Source organism: Nocardioides sp., from assembly GCF_016462705.1.
Classification (GTDB): Bacteria; Actinomycetota; Actinomycetes; order Propionibacteriales; family Nocardioidaceae; genus Nocardioides.
On sequence record NZ_JAEMSS010000027.1, the window covers coordinates 1 to 16,092 of the forward strand.

The 16,092-nt window shown below is 73.3% G+C and carries 12 protein-coding genes and 1 tRNA gene; 8 read left to right on the plus strand and 5 right to left on the minus strand.

The window, feature by feature from the left end:
* The 5 genes from modA to JHD21_RS05450 form a co-directional block, all read left to right on the plus strand.
* On the plus strand, positions 1 to 752 hold a 752-nt coding region (gene modA, locus JHD21_RS05430), incomplete at its 5' end, for a molybdate ABC transporter substrate-binding protein (protein ID WP_365695544.1).
* Positions 749 to 1,519: an ABC transporter permease gene (locus JHD21_RS05435; RefSeq protein ID WP_365695546.1), complete on the plus strand. Its 771-nt coding sequence runs from the start codon at positions 749 to 751 to the stop codon at positions 1,517 to 1,519. The genes modA and JHD21_RS05435, both read left to right, overlap by 4 nt.
* Positions 1,516 to 2,589, plus strand: coding sequence for an ABC transporter ATP-binding protein (locus JHD21_RS05440; RefSeq protein WP_292672281.1), 1,074 nt, complete (start codon positions 1,516 to 1,518; stop codon positions 2,587 to 2,589). The genes JHD21_RS05435 and JHD21_RS05440 overlap by 4 nt, the downstream gene beginning before the upstream one ends.
* 9 nt (positions 2,590 to 2,598) lie before the next feature.
* Positions 2,599 to 2,982, plus strand: a complete 384-nt coding sequence (locus tag JHD21_RS05445) for a TOBE domain-containing protein (RefSeq protein ID WP_292672283.1) — start codon at positions 2,599 to 2,601, stop codon at positions 2,980 to 2,982.
* A 178-nt stretch (positions 2,983 to 3,160) separates the two neighbouring features.
* Positions 3,161 to 4,708, plus strand: a complete 1,548-nt coding sequence (locus JHD21_RS05450) for an MASE4 domain-containing protein (RefSeq protein WP_292672284.1) — start codon at positions 3,161 to 3,163, stop codon at positions 4,706 to 4,708.
* Between the two features lie 60 nt (positions 4,709 to 4,768).
* On the opposite strand, the gene JHD21_RS05455 is transcribed toward JHD21_RS05450, so the two are convergent.
* Entirely contained in the window at positions 4,769 to 6,310 is a 1,542-nt protein-coding gene (locus tag JHD21_RS05455; RefSeq protein ID WP_292672286.1) for a sensor domain-containing diguanylate cyclase, read from the minus strand.
* 120 nt (positions 6,311 to 6,430) lie between these two features.
* Positions 6,431 to 6,506: transfer RNA gene (locus JHD21_RS05460), tRNA-Lys, on the minus strand.
* 171 nt (positions 6,507 to 6,677) lie between these two features.
* On the opposite strand from JHD21_RS05460, the gene JHD21_RS05465 reads away from it, so the two are divergent.
* From JHD21_RS05465 to JHD21_RS05475, 3 genes are all read left to right on the plus strand, one after another.
* Positions 6,678 to 7,985, plus strand: a complete 1,308-nt coding sequence (locus JHD21_RS05465) for a lipase family protein (protein WP_292672288.1) — start codon at positions 6,678 to 6,680, stop codon at positions 7,983 to 7,985.
* A gap of 69 nt (positions 7,986 to 8,054) precedes the next feature.
* Positions 8,055 to 9,002, plus strand: a complete 948-nt coding sequence (locus JHD21_RS05470) for a pirin family protein (protein ID WP_292672290.1) — start codon at positions 8,055 to 8,057, stop codon at positions 9,000 to 9,002.
* Positions 9,003 to 9,011: 9 nt separating this feature from the next.
* Positions 9,012 to 11,078, plus strand: coding sequence for a penicillin acylase family protein (locus JHD21_RS05475; RefSeq protein ID WP_292672291.1), 2,067 nt, complete (start codon positions 9,012 to 9,014; stop codon positions 11,076 to 11,078).
* Here the strand turns inward: JHD21_RS05475 and JHD21_RS05480 are convergent.
* From JHD21_RS05480 to JHD21_RS05490, 3 genes are read right to left on the minus strand one after another with little or no spacing between them, the layout of a single operon-like run.
* Positions 11,035 to 13,563: an AMP-binding protein gene (locus tag JHD21_RS05480; RefSeq protein ID WP_292672293.1), complete on the minus strand. Its 2,529-nt coding sequence runs from the start codon at positions 13,561 to 13,563 to the stop codon at positions 11,035 to 11,037. The two genes, JHD21_RS05475 and JHD21_RS05480, sit on opposite strands and share 44 nt — an antisense overlap.
* Complete coding sequence (locus JHD21_RS05485; RefSeq protein WP_292672295.1) at positions 13,560 to 14,585, minus strand: ABC transporter ATP-binding protein; 1,026 nt, start codon at positions 14,583 to 14,585, stop codon at positions 13,560 to 13,562. The genes JHD21_RS05480 and JHD21_RS05485 overlap by 4 nt, the downstream gene beginning before the upstream one ends.
* Positions 14,582 to 16,072: an iron ABC transporter permease gene (locus JHD21_RS05490; protein ID WP_292672297.1), complete on the minus strand. Its 1,491-nt coding sequence runs from the start codon at positions 16,070 to 16,072 to the stop codon at positions 14,582 to 14,584. The genes JHD21_RS05485 and JHD21_RS05490 overlap by 4 nt, the downstream gene beginning before the upstream one ends.
* Positions 16,073 to 16,092: the final 20 nt, after the last annotated feature.

Sequence of the window (16,092 nt, forward strand, 5' to 3'; positions counted from 1 at the left end):
CCCTCGCCCTTGCCCTCGCCGCCGCCCTCGTGGCGTCGACGGTGCTGGCCGCCTGCGGGTCCGACCAGGACGAGGGCGAGCGCACTCTCACGGTCTACGCCGCCGCCTCGCTCGCCGACACCTTCGAGCAGATCGGACAGGAGTTCGAGGCGCAGCACGACGGTGTCCGGGTCGAGCTCGGCTCCGGTGGCTCGGCCGACCTGGTCGCGCAGATCCAGGAAGGCGCGCCGGCCGACGTCTTCGCGTCGGCAGACCTGGCCACCATGGAGAAGCTGACCGCCCAAGGGCTCGAGGGCGGGGAGCCGCGGGTCTTCGCGACCAACACGCTGGAGATCGTGGTCGCGCCGGGCAACCCCCTGGGCATCGCGTCCCTCGCCGACGTCGCGGATGCCGGCGTCACGCTGGTCACCTGCGCGCCGGTGGTGCCCTGTGGGGCGGCTGCCCAGAAGGCAGCCGAATCGGCGGGGGTGGACCTGGCCCCGGTGAGCGAGGAGCAGTCGGTGGCCGACGTCCTGGCGAAGGTCACCTCGGGCGAGGCCGATGCCGGGCTCGTCTACGTCACGGACGTGCTCGGCGCCGACGGAGCCGTCGACGGCGTGGACTTCCCGGAGGCATCGGCGGCCGTGAACCGCTATCCGATCGCCACGCTGGCGGACAGCGAGGTGAGCGACCTCGCCGCGGACTTCGTCGACCTGGTGCTCGGCGATGCGGGCCAGGCCCTCCTCCGCGAGGCCGGGTTCGGCGAGCCGTGAGACTGCCGCGCTGGGTCTTCGTCCCCGCGGCGGTCGGCGCGGCGTTCGTCCTGCTCCCGCTCGTCGCCATCGTCGCGCGCGTCGACTGGGCGAGCTTTGGCGACCTCATCACCTCGGAGTCCTCCCGGGCCGCGTTCGTCCTGAGCCTGCAGACGTCGGCCGCGAGCACCGTGCTGTGCGTGCTCGCGGGGGTTCCCATGGCGGCGGTGCTGGCCCGCACCGAGTTCCGCGGCCAGGGCGTCGTCCGCTCGCTGGTGCTGCTGCCGCTCGTCCTGCCGCCGGTGGTCGGTGGCCTGGCGCTGCTCTACACGTTCGGCCGACGGGGTCTGCTGGGCGAGTCCCTGGACGCGCTCGGGGTCCAGGTGGCGTTCTCCACCGTCGCCGTGGTGATGGCGCAGACGTTCGTGGCGCTGCCGTTCCTGGTCATCAGCATCGAGGGGGCGCTGCGCACGGCGGGGGAGCGCTACGAGGTCGTCGCGGCGTCGCTGGGGGCGCGTCCGACCACCGTGTTCCGCCGGATCACGCTGCCGCTCGTCCTTCCGGGACTGCTGTCGGGAGCGGTGCTCGCCTTCGCCCGGGCGCTGGGCGAGTTCGGCGCGACGATCACCTTCGCCGGAAGCCTGCAGGGGGTCACCCGCACCCTGCCCCTCGAGATCTACCTGCAGCGCGAGACCGACCCCGACGCGGCCGTGGCGCTGGCCCTGGTGCTCGTCGTCGTCGCCGTGCTGGTCATCGGCCTGGCCCGCCAGAGCCGGAGCGCGCTGTGAGCCTCGAGCTCGACGTCCGGGTGCCGGAGCGGGACGTCGAGGCCGCCCTCACCGTCGCCGACGGTGAGACCCTCGCGGTGCTCGGCCCCAACGGCGCCGGCAAGTCCACGCTGCTCGCGGTCATGGCCGGCCTGGTCCGGCCACGGCACGGCCGGGTCGTCCTGGACGGCCGGGAGCTGACCGTGGCCGGGGTGGGCCGGTCGGTGCACGTCCCGCCGCACGACCGGCGTACCGCGCTGCTCGGCCAGGAGCCGCTGCTGTTCCCGCACCTCAGCGCCCTCGACAACGTCGCCTTCGGGGCGCGCAGCGCGGGGGCCGCCCGACGCGAGTCGCGCGAGCGCGCCCAGGGCTGGCTCGACCGGCTGGGCGTCGGCGAGCTGTCGGGTCGCAGGCCCGGGCAACTCTCCGGCGGCCAGTCGCAACGGGTCGCGGTCGCCCGGGCTCTCGCCGCCGACCCCCGGGTGCTGCTCCTCGACGAGCCGATGGCGGCCCTCGACGTGGACGTGGCCCCGGCGATGCGGCAGCTGCTGCGCGGGGTCCTGGCGGACCGGACCGTCGTGCTGGTCACCCACGACGTGCTGGACGCCCTGCTGCTGGCCGACCGGGTGGTCGTGCTCGAAGCCGGTCGGGTCGTGGAGGAAGGTCCCGCGACGGAGGTCCTCTCCCGGCCGAGGAGCCCGTTCGCGGCACGGCTCGCCGGCCTCAACCTGGTGGAGGGCACCTGGACGGGGGAGGAGGTGCGCAGCGACTGGGGCAGCGCCGTGCGCGGGCTCGCGTCGGGGCCGGTCCCGCAGCCGGGGGACCGGGTCGTGGCGACGTTCCGGCCGCACGCCGTCGCGGTCTACCGTGCCCCGGTCACGGGCAGCCCGCGCAACAGCTTCGCCGTCACCGTCACGGGCCTCGAGCCGCTCGGTGACCTGGTCCGGGTCCGCGCGGTGGCGGGCGGCCAGGGTGGCCAGGGCCTGGCGGCGGACGTGACGGTCCAGTCCGTCGCCGCGCTCGAGCTCGCGGCCGGCCAGCAGGTCACGTTCAGCGTCAAGGCGACCGAGGTCGCCGTCTACCCGCTCTAGGCTGGCGCGATGGCGACGTACCTGAGGATCGGCGAGGTCGCCCAGGCGGTCGGGGTCAGCGTGGACACGCTGAGACGCTGGGAGGCCGAGGGGAAGGTCACCTTCGAGCGTCGTGGCAGCCAGCGGGTGCTGCGGGCCGACGAGCTGGCTCCGCTGCTGGCGTCGCTGGCCGGCGCCTCGAGCACCTCCAGTGCCCGGAACCGGTTCGCCGGCATCGTGGTGGCGGTCAAGCGCGACGAGGTGATGGCGCAGGTCGAGATGGCCTGCGGCGACTTCCGCGTGGTCTCCCTGATGAGCCGGGACGCGTGTGACGAGCTGGGCCTCGAGGTGGGCAAGCCCGCGGTCGCCGTGGTCAAGGCCACCACTGTGATCGTCGAGACGGACGGGGTCTGAGAGGCAGCAGCGACCGCGGAGAGCATCGCCGCGTGTTGGTAAGTGCTCAGTTGGGCCACATTTCCCGGATTGTTCGCTGGGCATTTCGAGAAGCGTTCATGCTCGTGGCATGGAGGATGGGGGCGGCCGGGGGGCCGCGCTTCGACGCCGCCGGGCAGCGCTGCTGGTGGCTGCGTGCGTGCCTGTCCTGGTGCTCGTCGGACTTCCCTTCGCCGGGACGGACGGGCCGGTCGTCCCCGGGTTCACGGTCGGCTGGCTGACGCTGGTCCTGGCCTGCGACCTCATCACCGTCGGGCTGCTCATCGGCATGTCCCGCACCGGGATGGGCCCGCGACCGCTGCTGCTGGCCATGGCGTTCCTCTGGTCGGGCGCCTTCGTGGTCATGTTGGCCTTCGCGGTCCCCGGTGCGTTGACGGCGACGCCGACGTTCGCGTCCGACGCCAACAGCACCGCCTGGATCTGGGCGCTCCGGCACACCGGGCCGCCACTGCTGATCGCCGTCGCCCTCGCCGCCTGGCCGCTCGGATGGGAGGGCCGCGGGCGGCTGACGCGTCGGAGCACCCTCCTGGCCCTGGCGGGGTCCGTGGCCGCCGGCCCGGGAGTCCTGTTCGTCTGGCTCGCCCTCGAGCCGGGGTCGCTGCCCACGATCGTCGACCCGGAGACCGGGAGCTACGACAGCCTCGGCATGGGGGTCGTCCTCGCGATCACGACCGCCGCGGTGCTCACGGCACTGGCGGGCGTGCTCCGCCGCGGAACGAGCAACGGCATCGAGGTCTGGGGCGTCGTGGCGGCCGCCGCCTGGCTGGGCGACGTCGCCTTCACCTTCATGCAGGAGGACCGGTTCACCCTGGCCTGGTACGGCGCCCGCCTGCTCGGGATCGCGGCGTCCGCGGTGGTGCTCGGCGTGATCCTGCGAGAGAACGCCCAGGTGCGCCGGCGACTGGCCGCCGACAACCACGACCTCGAGGCCCAGATCAACGACCTGCTCGAGGCCCAGCGGCTGCGTGACCACGTCACGGCCGTCGTCAGCCACGACATGCGGGCCCCGATCGCCGGGCTCCAGGGGTATCTCGAGATCGTCGACGACGAGCAGGTCGACCCGGTGTTCGTGGCCCGCATCCATCAGCGCTGCCTCGTCCTGGTGCGGCGGCTCAGCCTGCTCACCGAGGACCTCCAGACCGCGGCGGTCGCCGCCCACGGCGACCTCGAGGTGCTGCCCGAGCTGCTCGACGTCGAGTCCCAGCTCGCCGAGTCCGCGGCCGGCTTCCCCGGGCTGGACCTGCGGATCGACTGCCAGCCGGGGCTCGTGGCCTGGGTGGATCCACTCCGGCTGCAGCAGATCCTGTCGAACCTGATCCGGAACGCCGAGCGGCACGGGGCCGAGCCGGTCTCGGTCCGGGTCCGCTCCGAGCCTGACGGCATGGTGGTGTTCCGGGTGAGCGACGCTGGCCCGGGCGTCTCCGAGACGTTCATCCCCCGTCTCTTCGAGCGGTACTCGCAGGGCCCCGGCTCCGCTCCCGGCGGCTCGGGACTGGGGCTCTCGGTGACCCGGGACCTGGTCCGCGCCCACGGCGGCACGGTGCGCTACGACCTGACCGACCCGGCGTTCATCGTGACCCTCCCGGCGGCACCGACGGAGATCCGGACGCCGAACGGGAGGGTCATCTCGCCGCCCAGACGGCTCGCGACAGGAGCGGGTCTGAGGGACACCGGCCGGGCGGGCTGACTCCCCAGTCTCGCCCGCGGTGCTCGACGGCGCGGACGCCGTCGGTGCGGGACGCCCCGCTCACGTGAGGGTGTGCTGCGCCTTGTCGCGGTACATGGTGCTGTCGGCGCGCTCGAGGAGCTGGGCGCCGGTCTCGCCGTCCCTCGGGGATGCCAACCCCACGCTGACCGGGGCCGCCACCAGGGCTCCTCCGATGCGGTGGGGCTCCGCCAGGGCGTCGCGCAGGCGGTCCAGCAGCACCTGGGTGAAGTCGGCGCCGTCCTCGCAGATGACGGCGAACTCGTCACCGCCGAGCCGCCCGATCGTGTCCTCGGTGCGGAAGTGCTGCCGCAGCCGCGAGGCGACCTCACGCAGGACGGCATCGCCGGCCGCGTGGCCGAACGTGTCGTTGACCGTCTTGAAGTGGTCGATGTCGCAGAACAGCACGCTCAGGCGGGTGCCGTGGCGCACGGCCCGGGAGTGGGCCCGGTCGAGCGCCTCCATGAAGGCCCGGCGGTTGGCCAGCCCGGTCAGCGAGTCGGTCAACGCCATCACGTGCAGCTCCTCCTCCCGGGCCCGCAGGGCCGCCTCGACCTCCTCGCGGCGCCCGATGTCGGCTCGCAGTGCCGCGGTGGCCCGGTCGACCTTGGCCAGGGCCCGTTGCCGAGACGTCGACAAGGTGCCCAGCAGCACTGCCAGCAGCAGGGTGAACAGGACTCCGGCGTTGCGCGCCCGGGTGCTGCGTGAGGGACCGAGGCTCGACATGAACTCCTCCGTGGGCTGCACCAGCAGCCGCCAGGTCCGCCCCGCGACGGGGATGGTGACGGTGCGCTCGAGTCCGGTGCCCTCGACGACGTTCCCCAGGTCGACCCCCGCCACCAGCACGGCCTCGGTCGTGGGCGTCGAGTCGTCGGTGAGGGTCACCGCCACCGCGTCCTGCGAGGCCCGGGCCATCGTCTCGTCGAGGAAGTCGCGGCCGCGCATGCCCAGGAGGAGCCAGCCGAGGAACACGCCCTCGTTCGCGGTCTCGGCCGCCCCCACGATGGGTGCGGCCAGCACGAAGGACTGCTGCTGCCCGGTCGTCGGCCGCTCGCGGTCCTTGAGGAGCACGTAGGTGGCACTGGCCGTCACCTGGTCGCGGCTGCGCGCCTCGGCGAGCGCCTCGGTCGGCTCCGACGCCTCGCTCACGTCGCGTCCGGTCTGCACCGGGATGCCGTCGAGAGGGTGGTTGAGCACGACGAACAGGTGGTCGTCATCGGAGCCGAAGGGGCTGAGGACGAGGTCCGGGTTGCCGCGAGCCCGCCAGTCCCGTTGCAGCCGGGGGATGTCGTCGTGGGCCGCCGGGACCACCAGCGAGGTTCCCGTGGTCCCGGGCAGGCGTTCCCGTGTCAGTGTCATGTTCAGGGCCGTGAAGTCCGCGGCGCTCAGGTCGCTCTGGGCGCCGATCGCGGCGGCCAGGTCCATGCTGGTCTCCACGTAGCGCCGCACCTCGGCCGCGACAGCGCTCTCCACCACCTGGACCCGCAGGTCCATCGCCGCGCCGGCGCGGTCCGCTTCCTGCTCCCCGATCGCGTCGGCCAGTACCCACGACCCGACCAGGCCGAGCGCGATGAACCCGCTCACGAGGAGGGTCGCAAGGCGACCGCGCCTCGTCATCACCGCGCGCTCAGCATGGAGCCATCATCGTGGCTGGCGAGCGTCGAGCCCGGGTTTTCGGGAAACCCGGTGGATCAGGAACGGTGCTGGTACGCCATGAGGGACTTGAACCCCCAACCCGCTGATTAAGAGTCAGCTGCTCTACCAATTGAGCTAATGGCGCGTGGTTTGAAGCGACCACCAACGCTACCAGCGGGTGCCGGGTGCGCCGAAATCCGGGAACCGTAACCGCAGCAGACGGCGGGTCGTTGCCCGTCCAGACCCTCCGACGTCCAGCGGCGTCCATCGAAAGGCCCCCATGTCACGCACGACCCGCCCTCTCACGATCGTTTGCGTGGCCCTCCTCGTGGTCCTCGCCGGGCTCGCGGGACCGGCCAGCAACGGCGCCGCGCCGTCCGCTCCTGCCTCCACGTCGGCCGCAGCGGCCGCGGCGGCGGCGATCCCCCTCCCGCACGACGACCCGTTCTACCGCTACACCGGCAAGAAGCCGCTGCGGAAGATCGAGCGCGGGACGGTGCTCAAGACCCGCTCGGTGACGATCGGGCTGCCCCAGTCCGGCCAGGGCCTGCTCCCTGCGACCCAGCTGCTCTACCGAACGCAGGACCAGCAGAAGAAGCCCAGCGTGACCGTGACGACGGTGGTGAACCCGACCGGACCCGCCAACGCGGGCCTGGTGGCCTACCTCAGCTTCTACGACGCCCTCGGCGACAAGTGCAGCCCGAGCTACACGCTGCGCGGCGGCGACCCGGGCCAGGAGAACATGGAGCTGGCCACGACCGAGGCCGGGCTGGTCACGGCGCTCGCCGCGCAGGGCTACGCGGTGACGGTGCCGGACTTCGAGGGCACCGACCTGCACTGGGTGGCCGGGCAGGAGTCCGGCTGGAGCACCCTCGACAGCATCCGGGCCACCGAGAGCTTCCTGGGCATGTCCAACAGCCAGGAGGTGGGGCTGTTCGGCTACTCCGGCGGGTCGATCGCCGGCGAGTGGGCGAGCGAGCTCGCGCCGCGGTACGCGCCGGAGCTGAACATCGTGGGCACGGCCATCGGCGGCGTGCCGGTCCACCTCGCCCACAACCTCAGCTACATCAACGGCACCGACAGCTGGTCGGGCGTCATCCCGGCGGTCCTCGTCTCGCTGGGCCGGGCGTTCGGCCTCCGGATGAGCAAGTACCAGTCGGCGTACGGCGACAAGGTGACCGACGAGGTCGCAGACGAGTGCATCGGCGGGTTCAACGGCAACTACCCGGGGCTGCGGGTGCAGCAGCTGGTGAAGAAGAAGTACAAGCGGTTCCTCCGGGTCCCGGCGTTCGCGCGGGTGGTCAACCGGCTGATCATGGGCAGCGCCAAGGGCCACCCGACGATGCCGATGTACATGGGCGTCGGCGACCACGACGGGACGGGTGACGACGTGATGGTCGCCAAGGACGTCGAGGCTCTCGCCCACCAGTACTGCGGGCAGGGGGTGCCCGTGCAGTTCGAGGTGTACGACGGCGCCGACCACACCCAGGGCGGCGTGCAGTTCTTCCCGGCCGCCATGGCGTTCCTCGCCGAGCGGTTCGCGGGCACCCCGTTCGCGGGGAACTGCGCCGACATCGGCCCCGGCAACTCGCTGGCGCCGCTGCCGGTGCGCAAGAAGCGCTAGCCGGAATATCCAATCTTCAACTACCGTTGAGGCGGCTGTCCCACCCCCCGACCGAAGAGAGTGACCGCCATGCCCGCCATCACCGTCGACGACCTCACCGTGCTCGACCGTGTGAAGGAGCCCGGCCTGGGCGACCAGCCGCGCCCGGTCTGGCAGGTCACCACGGCTCCCACCGGCTTCGAGGGCGAGGGCTTCCCGGTGCGGCGCGCGTTCGCCGGCATCGACCTGGCCCAGCTCGACCCGTTCATCATGATGGACCAGATGGGCGAGGTGGAGTACGCGCCGGGCGAGCCCAAGGGGACCCCGTGGCACCCGCACCGCGGCTTCGAGACGGTCACCTACATCATCGACGGCGTCTTCGACCACCAGGACAGCCATGGCGGCGGGGGCACCATCACCAACGGTGACACCCAGTGGATGACCGCCGGCTCCGGGCTGCTGCACATCGAGGCGCCGCCGGAGTGGCTGGTCCAGCAGGGCGGCCTGTTCCACGGCATCCAGCTCTGGGTCAACCTGCCCCGCGACGCGAAGATGAACAACCCGAAGTACCAGGACATCCGCTCCCAGGAGGTCGCGCTGCTCGGCTCCGCGGACGCCGGTGCGCTGGTCCGGGTCATCGCCGGGTCGGTGGACGGGCACGACGGGCCGGGGTCGACGTTCACCCCGATGTCGCTGGTGCACGCCACCCTCGAGCCCGGTGCCCGCCTCGACCTGCCCTGGAACGTCGACTTCAACGCCCTGGTCTATGTCCTCAACGGCAAGGGCACGGTCGGCACCGAGGCACGCCCGATCCAGCAGGGCCAGTCGGCGGTGCTCGGCGCGGGTGACTACCTCTCGCTCACCGCGGACCGCAGCCAGGAGACCCGCTCGCCGAAGATGGACGTGATCGTCGTGGGCGGGCAGCCGATCCGCGAGCCGCTGGCCTGGGCCGGCCCGTTCGTGATGAACACCAAGTCCGAGGTCATGCAGGCCTACGAGGACTTCCAGAAGGGCCACTTCGGGCACATCCCTGCGTAGGGTCACCGGGTGGCCCGGCTCTACCGCGACGCGTACGGCGTCCCGCACGTCCGGGCCACCTCGGTGCTCGACCTGGCGCGCGGCCAGGGCTTCGTCACTGCCCAGGACCGGGCCTGGCAGCTCGAGCACCTCCGTCGCCGCGCGACGGGCAGCGCGGCCGAGGTCCTCGGCCGGCGCCTGCTCGACTGGGACGTCCTGGTCCGGAGGACCCGGATCGCCGACACCGCGCGGCGCGCCTTCGCGACCCTGGGCGCGGAGTCGCAGTCGTTCGTCTCGGCGTACGTCGACGGTGTCAACGCGGGCCTGCACGCGGACGCTCCCGAGCTGCAGCGGCTCGGCATCGAACCGGCCCCCTGGGAGCCCTGGACGCCGCTGGCGGTCTTCCACGCCCAGCACCTGCTCTTCGCCGCACTGCCGGACAAGCTGTGGCAGCACCGGGCCCGCTCGGTGCTCGGCGACCACGCCCGCTTCCTGGCGCGTGACGGAGCGGTCACCGCGGGCAGCAACGCCTGGGCGGTGGGCGGTGCCCGGGCGGCGAGCGGCCTCCCGCTGGTCGGCGGCGACCCGCACCGGGTGATCGAGTCGCCCGGCGTCTACGCGCAGGTGCGCCTCGTCTGCGAGAGCCCGGACGGCGGGGACGACTTCGACGTCGTCGGGTTCACGTTCCCCGGCGTCCCGGGGGTCCAGCACTTCGCGCACGCCGGTGACGTCGCCTGGGCCATCACGAACGCGTGCGCCGACTACCAGGACGTCTTCGACGAGTCCCTGGACGACGTCGTCGAGAGCGGCGAGGAGCTGGTCCAGGTCCGCGGTGAGGACCCGGTCCCGGTGGAGGTGGCGTCGACCCCGCGCGGGCCGCTGTTCGAGATCGACCGCGCGGGTGGCCGTGGGCTCGCCGTCCGGGACGCCGCCACGGTCCTGGGTGACCTCGGCTTCGACGCCCTGCTGCCGCTGCTGCGCGCGCGGACCGTCGACGACGTGGACGCCGCCCTCGACGCCTGGGTCGAGCCGGGCAACAACGTGGTCATCGCCGACCGGGACGGCACGGTCCGGTTCCGGTACGCCGGCCGGGTCCCGGTCCACCCCGACGCCCAGCGCCACGGCATCGTCGCGAGCGACGACCCGGACGGCGGCTGGACCGGCTGGCTCGACCTCCCGCGCCACGACGTGCCACCCGAGGGGCAGGTCGTCACCGCCAACGAGCGCCGGGGTGCCGAGAGCGCGCCGATCGGCAACACCTTCGCGCCCCAGCACCGGGCCCAGCGGCTGCACACGCTCCTCCGCGGGCGCGACGACCTGACGCCGGCGGACTTCGAGCGGTTCCACGACGACACGGTCAACACCGCCGCGCTCGGCCCCGTGCGCCTCGTCCGCGACCTGCGGCCAGGACCCGGGGGCGCCCAGGTGCAGGACCTGATCGTGTCCTGGGACGGCCGGATGGACGCCGACTCGGCCGGCGCGGCGGCGTACGCCGCCTGGCGGACGGCGCTGACCCGGCGGCTGGTCGCGGAGCCGGCGTTCGCGGACCTCCGCGACAACGGAGTCCACGGCCCTGTCTTCGCGCCCTATCTGGACATCACCGCGTGGGTCGGTCTCGCGCTCGAGACCATCCTCGCCGCGAGCGCCGCTGCCCGGCCGTTCGGGATCGACGTGCGCCGGTTGGCGACCCTCGCCCTCGACGACGCGGTCGGTCACCCGGCCACGTGGGGCGACACGCACGTGCTCGGTCCCACCCACGGCTTCGACCTCGGCGACGACGACCTGGTCGCACCGCCGGTGCCGGCGGTGCCGGTGAGCGGCGACATCGACTGCGTGCGCTGCACCGGCTCCCTGCCGGCGATCACCGACGAGTGCTACCGGGGATCCGTCGCGCGGTACGTGTGGGACCTGTCCGGCGTCGGAGCCAGCGGTTGGGTGGTGCCGATGGGCGCGTCCGGCGACCCCCGGAGCCCGCACCACCTCGACCAGCTCGACGCCTGGGCAGAAGGCCGCCTGGTGCCCGTCGTCACCGACTGGGACGAGCTGACCGAGGTCAGCGGAGCGCCGCCCCCAGGCGGCGGACCAGTGGTCGCATGAGCTGCCAGTAGGCGATCCCGACCGCGAACGAGGCGAGCGTCGCCAGCAGCGGGTAGTCGTCCTCGAGGTGGGGGTAGACCTGCCAGTGCGTCAGGTAGACGAACAGGGACGACGCGGCCAGTACGCCGACCACCGAGGCGACCCGGGCGGGCACGCGGACCGAGGGCACCCAGGCCAGCGCCGCGACCGCCACGACGACCAGCAGCTCGCGCTGCGGGTCGCCGAAGAACCCGGCCACCCCGGCCGCCGTCCCGAGGAGCACCACCCCCCGGTGCGCCGTGGTCCGCGCTCGTTGTGCCAGCCAGCCGGCTGCGAAGCACCAGGCCACGACGCCGACGGTGTAGCGCTCGGTGGGACCGGCCTCGATCCCCACCCAGACGAAGCGGACAGCGAGTGCGACGGCCAGCAGTGCTGCCGCCGTCGCGAACGGCGAGCGCCGCTCCCAGCGGTCGAACGCGCGCAGCGACAGGAGGGCGGCGAGCACCACCGAGGTCCACACCAGGGCCTCGAGGAACCAGAACTGCCACTGGTCGGTCCACCGGTCCGACCCCAGTAGTCCGTTGAGGTAGACCGCGGTGCGCAGGTCGTAGGCGCCGGTCGTCAGGCCTACGGCAGCGATGAAGAGCGTGCTCGGCACGACGACCTGGGCGGTGGCGACGAGGGCGTTGCGCACCCGGGCGGCGCGCGGCGCGTCGGTGAGGTGGAAGCGGGCGAAGTTGTAGCCCGCGACGGCCAGCAGCACGTGCGCCCCGCCCATGACCGTGAACAGGTCGGCGTGCGAGCCGACGACCGCGAGGATCGCCAGTGCGCGCAGCAGCATGGTCGGGTCGAGGAGCACGCCTCGGCCGCTGCGCCGGGCCGATGCCAGCTCGGTCGCGGTGCGGTGCGGCCAGTCGGGCGGCAGGTCGCCGAGCCGACGGCTGAGCCGGGTGGCGAGCTCGACGTAGGAGAGCGAGTCGCCGCCGAGCCCGACGAAGGTGGAGTCCACCGTCGCGTCGGGCCGGCCCAGCACCAGCGCGATCTCGTCGCGGACCTCCTCGGGCGTCACCGGTCCGGACTGGGCCGTGGCGCCGGGCCGTCCGGCCTCGGCCAGGGTGGTGAGCTCGGCCATCCGGGTCAGCGCCGCCCGGTCGGGCTTGCCCGAGCCGGTCCGCGGCAGCTCGGCGACGTGCTGCACCCGGACGGCCCCGACCGGGAGCCCCGCGGCCTCGGCCACCCGGGCGCGGACGGCGTCGGCGCGACGTGGGCGGGTGGTGAAGGCGTGCAGGCACTCGCCGTGCGCGGCGCACCAGACGGGCGTCCGGGGCGTGGAGGCCTGCTCCTCGACCCGGTCCAGGTCGAGCCGCAGCCCGAACAGCTTCGCGTGTCGCCCGGTCCGCCCGGTGACCTCGAACAGCCCGTCGCGGAGCCGGCCGAGGTCGCCGGTGCGCAGCTCGCTGACCGTCCTGCCCCGCGCCAGGTCGGCCGCCGAGTCGGCGTACCCGAGCATCACGTTGGGGCCGGAGTAGACGAGCTCGCCCACGCCGGGATCGGCACCCTCGACCGGGTCGAGCCGCAGCGACCCGCCCGGGATGGGGACGCCGATGGCCTCGGGTCGCGTGGCAGCGAGCTCCGGCGGCAGGTAGGCCATCCGGGCGGTCGCCTCGGTCTGGCCGTACATGACGAAGAGGTCCCAGCCGTCGCGCTCGCCCAGCGACGCGTACCGGCGGACCAGGTCGGGTGCGAGCCGACCGCCGGCCTGGGTGACACGGCGCAGCGACGGGTGCCGCCGCTCGGCGAACCCGGACCGCTCGAGCAGCTCGAAGGTGTAGGGGACGCCCGCGAACGACGTCGCCCTGGCGTCGTCGAAACGGTCCCAGAAGCACTGGTCGACGACCGACTGCTCCGTCAGCAGCAGACCGGCGCCGACCGAGAGGTGGCTGTGCACGACGGACAGCCCGTAGCAGTAGTGCAGGGGCAGGGTCGTGGCCGCGCGGTCGTGCGAGGTCAGGCCGAGGTAGCCGGCGATGCTCGCCGCGTTGCTGGTGATGTTGTCCTCCGACAGCCGGACCAGCTTGGGCGAGCCGGTCGACCCGGACGTGCTCAGCAGCAGGGCCAGGTCCGGGTGCAGGTCATGGGCCGACCCCTCGCGCCGCGGGGTGCTCTGCCATCCGTCGTCCGTGCGCCGGACCAGCAGGTCGGGGTCGTAGGTGTCCATCAGCGACCGGGACCGGTGGGCGGCATCGTCGGGGACCAGCAGGACGACGTGTCCGTGCTGGAGCGCGGCCAGGTAGGCCACCAGCGCGTCGGGGTGGTTGGCGCCCTCGACCATGACCAGACGTCGCGTGGTTCCCAGCACGTCGTGGGCGAATGCGTCGACGCGCTCGGCGAGCTCGGCATAGCTCACCTCGCCGTCCGGGCCGAGGTAGGCCGGGCGGCCGCCGTGCCGAGCGAGACCGAAGACCGACTCGCGCCGGGTGCGGTCGGGAGCGAGCAGCACCGTCACGGGAAGACCACCACCGGGCCGGCCACGGAGACGGTGACCGTGGCGCCGACCTCCGGGACGTCCAGGCCTCCGGCCCGGGCCACCACCACGGGACCATCGGGCAGCACGGTCAGCGTGACCGACGCGTCGTGGCCGTAGTAGGCGACCTCGTCGACCCGCGCCTTGACGGTCGCGGCGCCCGCCCCGATCAGCACCTGCTCGGGTCTCACCAGCACCTCGGCCGCGCCGTCACCGACATCACCCGCCACGGGGAGCTCTCCGAGGGCGGTCGACGCCACGCCAGCGCGCACGGCCGCGGGGAGCATCGCCGCGCCGCCGACGAAGCGGGCGACCCCGGCGTCCACCGGGGAGCGGTAGATCTCGCGAGGTGTGGCGGCCTGCACCACCTTGCCCTCGCGCATCACCGCGACCTGGTCGGCCAGGCTCAGCGCCTCGTCCTGGTCGTGGGTGACCAGCACGGCGGTCGCGTGCGCCACCCGCAGGGCGCGCAGGACGGCCCGTCCGGTGCTGGCGCGCAGCGAGGCGTCGAGCGAGGAGAAGGGCTCGTCCAGCAGCACCACCGACGGCTCCGGCGCCAGCGCCCGGGCCAGGGCGACGCGCTGCTGCTGGCCGCCCGACAGCTGGTGGGGGTACCGGGAGCCGAAGGCCGCGGGCAGCTCCACGAGGTCCAGCACCTCGCCGACGCGGGCCGAGCGACGCTGGCTGCGTGGCAGGCCGAAGGCGATGTTGGCCGCCACGTCGAGGTGCGGGAAGAGCGCGCCCTCCTGGGGGACGTACCCGACCTTGCGCTGCTGTGGCGGCAGGGCGCGGCCGTCACCGGCCACCACGACGTCGCCGAACCTGATCGTGCCGGCCTCGGGCACCACGAACCCGGCGATCAGCCGGAGCAGGGTGGTCTTGCCACACCCTGACGGTCCGAGGACCGCGGTCACGGAGTCGTGCGGCACCGTCAGGTCAACCGCCGCCACCGCGCGTACGTCCGTGAAGGACTTGCTGACCCCTCGCAGCTCGAGCCTGGTCATCGTGGGGCCTCCCACGGCGACGAGAGGCTCGCGTGACGGCCCAGCAGGACCGCGGCCGGGATCGAGATGAGCACCATGAGGAGGGCGTACGGCGCGGCCGCGCCGTACGCCACCGAGGACGACTCCGCCCAGAAGCGCGTGGCCAGGGTCGTGGTGTCGATCGGGGCCAGCATCAGGGTCGCGGTCAGCTCGGTCGAGACGGCGAGGAACACCAGCGCGGCGCCGGCGCCGATCCCGGGGGCGATGATCGGCAACGTCACCCGGCGCACCGTGGCGAGCGACCCGACGCCCAGGCTGTGGGCGACCTCGTCGAGGAGGACGGGCGCCTGCTCGAGGGCGGCACGCACGCTGACCACCGCGCGCGGGAGGAACATGATCGCGTAGGCGAGCAGGAGCAGGACGTAGGTCTGGTAGATCGGCTGGACCGCACGGATCGACACGGTCACCAGGGCCAGGGCGACCACGATGCCGGGGAGCGCGTTGGCGACGTACGTGCTGCGCTCCACCAGGTTGCTGGTCAGGCCCGGGTAGCGCACCGCGAGCCAGGCCGCGGGCATCGCGAGCACGACGGTCGCGGCGGCCGCGGCCGCGCCGAGGCCCAGGGAGGTGCCGGCGGCCGCGGCGAGCTCGCCGACCGGGAACTCGGTCGACGATCCGACCCGGAGCCAGTGGACCAGGCTGTAGGCCGGCAGCCCGACGGCCAGTGCCACCACCGCGGCGAGGACCAGCGTGAGCGGGCCCCGGCCGCCGCCGAGCCGGATGATCTCGACCGGCCGGGCCGCTCCTCGGGCCACCCGCGCGTAGCGGCGACGGCCCCGCAGCCGCAGCTCGGCGAGCAGGATCAGCATGCACAGCAGCACCAGGACGCTGGCGAGCATGTTGGCCGCCTCCCCGTTGAAGGTGGAGCCGTACTGGTCGTAGATCGCCGTGGTGAAGGTCGGGAACTGGAGCATCTGCAGGGCGCCGAACTCCGCGAGGAGGTGCAACGACACCAGCAGGCAGCCACCCAGGACCGCCGGCCGCAGCTGGGGTAGGACCACCCGCGCGAAGGTCCGTGCGCGGCTGTGCCCCAGCGAGTACGCCGCCTCCTCGAGCGCCGGGTCCAACCCGCGCAGGACGGCGACGACCGGCAGGTAGACGAGGGGGTAGTAGGACAACGTGATGACGACCAGGGCGCCGGTGAAGCCGTGGATGCCGGGGACGAGGGAGGCCCAGCTGTAGCTGTTGACGAACGCCGGCACGGCGAGCGGGGCCACCAGCAGGCCGTGCCAGACCCGCGACAGCGGGACGTCGGTGCGCTCCACCAGCCATGCGCACCCGACGCCGAGCGCGGTGCAGGTCGCCGTGCAGCCCACGACCAGGGTCACGGTGTTGCCGAGGAGCTCGCCCACCCGCGGTCGGGCCACGAGGTCCCAGGCGTCGCCCGGTCCGATCAGTGCGGTGTAGACGACGACGAAGCCGAGAGGGACGAGGGCCAGTGCGCCCACGACCGACCCGGCGGCGAGCA

What these genes read in the sequence shown, in the direction of transcription:
- JHD21_RS05485 (WP_292672295.1), bottom strand. Translation starts at nt 14,585, where the DNA reads ATGACCAGGCTCGAGCTGCGAGGGGTCAGCAAGTCCTTCACGGACGTA.
- JHD21_RS05470 (WP_292672290.1), top strand. Translation starts at nt 8,055, where the DNA reads ATGCCCGCCATCACCGTCGACGACCTCACCGTGCTCGACCGTGTGAAG.
- JHD21_RS05445 (WP_292672283.1), top strand. Translation starts at nt 2,599, where the DNA reads ATGGCGACGTACCTGAGGATCGGCGAGGTCGCCCAGGCGGTCGGGGTC.